This window comes from Deferribacter abyssi (genome assembly GCF_049472655.1).
Taxonomy (GTDB): Bacteria; Chrysiogenota; Deferribacteres; order Deferribacterales; family Deferribacteraceae; genus Deferribacter; species Deferribacter abyssi.
In genome coordinates this window covers 1-1,842 of the sequence record NZ_JAQNCS010000035.1, presented here as the reverse complement: position 1 = coordinate 1,842, position 1,842 = coordinate 1, and the positions used below count along the sequence as shown (strand labels likewise).

Annotated in this window: 3 protein-coding genes and 1 pseudogene; 2 read left to right on the top strand and 2 right to left on the bottom strand. The window is 30.0% G+C overall.

Translation table 11 applies throughout. The features are described from left to right. Together OWK30_RS11440 and istB are read left to right on the top strand one after the other, a co-directional pair. On the top strand, positions 1 to 357 hold a 357-nt coding region (locus tag OWK30_RS11440), incomplete at its 5' end, for a Mu transposase domain-containing protein (protein ID WP_423326609.1). Next, positions 350 to 1,111, top strand: a complete 762-nt coding sequence (istB, locus tag OWK30_RS11435; RefSeq protein WP_423326607.1) for an IS21-like element helper ATPase IstB — start codon at positions 350 to 352, stop codon at positions 1,109 to 1,111. The genes OWK30_RS11440 and istB, both read left to right, overlap by 8 nt. Positions 1,112 to 1,150: 39 nt before the next feature. Here istB and OWK30_RS11430 read toward each other — a convergent pair whose 3' ends face one another. Both OWK30_RS11430 and OWK30_RS11425 read right to left on the bottom strand, forming a co-directional pair. Then, positions 1,151 to 1,603, bottom strand: coding sequence for a nucleotidyl transferase AbiEii/AbiGii toxin family protein (locus OWK30_RS11430; protein WP_423326605.1), 453 nt, complete (start codon positions 1,601 to 1,603; stop codon positions 1,151 to 1,153). Further along, positions 1,600 to 1,842 (bottom strand): annotated as a pseudogene (locus OWK30_RS11425) (hypothetical protein); the annotation flags it as partial. The pseudogene OWK30_RS11425 and the gene OWK30_RS11430, both read right to left, overlap by 4 nt.

Genomic DNA, 1,842 nt, shown 5'->3' with positions numbered 1-1,842 from the left:
GAGCTTTCACCTTTACCAAGTGATGAAATAATTGATTTTTATTTGAATTATAAAAGGGCAGTAAAGGTACATAAAGATTCTTTGATTTACTATGGTGGCAAAAGGTATTCAGTTCCTCCTGAGTTTATAGGCAAGACTTTAAAAATAAGGGAAGAAGATGGTTATCTTTATATTTACAAAGACAATGAGATAATAAGAATTTATAAACTTTCTGATTCATTTATTAATTACAGCGAATCTGATTATAAGTCGTTAATGCTAAAGAAATTAAAAGGGAAAACCATAGAAGAAATAGAGGAATTATCGTTAAAGAATTTAGAATTATTATCAGGGTTGAAAGGGGCAAACAATGAGTAGTGTTTATTTATCTTTGGTAAATAATCTTGAGGAATTGAAGCTTTTTCAATTTAAGGAGCATCTGGACAGTTATATTGATTTGATCAATTCTGGCAAGAAATCTGTTGTAGAAGCGTTGAAAGAGCTTACAGAGTATGAAATCAAGTTTAAAGAAGCAAGGGCAATGAATGCCTGTGTAAAAGTGGCTAATTTTCCATTTTTAAAGACGATAAAAGATTTTGATTTTAGTTTTCAGCCAGGGATAAACAAAGGAAAGATTTTAGATTTATTAACACTTAGATTTTTAGAGCGTCAGGAAAATGTATTATTTCTTGGTAATTCTGGAGTAGGCAAGACACACTTATCAGTAGCCATAGGTATAGCTGCTGCACAAAAAAGGATATCTACTTATTTTATAAACTGCCATGAACTGTTACAAAATTTGAAGAAGGCACATTTAGAAAATAGGCTTGAAACAAGGCTGAAACATTATGCAAAGTACAAACTTCTTATAATTGATGAGATAGGCTATCTGCCAATAAATAGAGAAGAAGGGAACATATTTTTTCAGCTTATTAACAAAAGATATGAGAAAGGCAGTACCATAATAACTACCAATGAGGAATTTTCAAAATGGCATGAGATATTCGGAGATGTTACCATTGCCAATGCTATTTTAGACAGGTTATTGCATCATTCTGTTGTAGAAAAGATAGTGGGTAGATCTTACAGGACAAAAGATATATTGAGGGAAAATAATGCAAAAATTAGTTAACACTTTTGTTAACTTTTATATTGGCAATTTTGTTAATTTTTATGTTGACATTAACAATAATTTTAATTCCCTTTCCTTATATCCTAAAACCGAAAAATGTTCTCTTGAGTTAATTTCTATTTTAAGTTTTTTTGTGGTAAAAGGTTCTGTTTCTGTTACAAATCTAAAAATTATATTGTGATTATTAGCTTTAACTTTTACCTTAGGTTTTTCTTCAAAGTAGTTAATTGTTTTTTTGATTTCTGTAAGAATATCACCAATAGGTTCCGATTTTATTTGGACAAGATCAATGTCTTCAGAATATCTAACAGGTCTGTCCATAAACAACTTATATAAAGCAGTACCACCCCTAAAAGCCAATTTTGATTTTAGAAATTTATTGGAAAATAATTCTATAATGGTGCGGTGTATGATTAAATCTTGTTCGACTTGTGAGTTATCAATCCATGGAGCAAACTCTTTCCATTCAAGTATATATCTCATTGGAATCATAATTCTACCTCGGTATTAACAATTATTTTCCATTTTTTATCCAATTTACCTTTTGCCGGATGTGATAGCGAGAGAGGTATTTTTTTTGTTTTATTTAAATGTTTATAAATGAAATTGGAGACTTCTTGATATCCCAGCAAAACATCAGAAATGTAGCCCAGTCTTTGAAAACTGGTCTTGAGATTATATCTAATTGCTATTTCATGAATTTTCTTGACATCTGCATCTTCCAATAATTC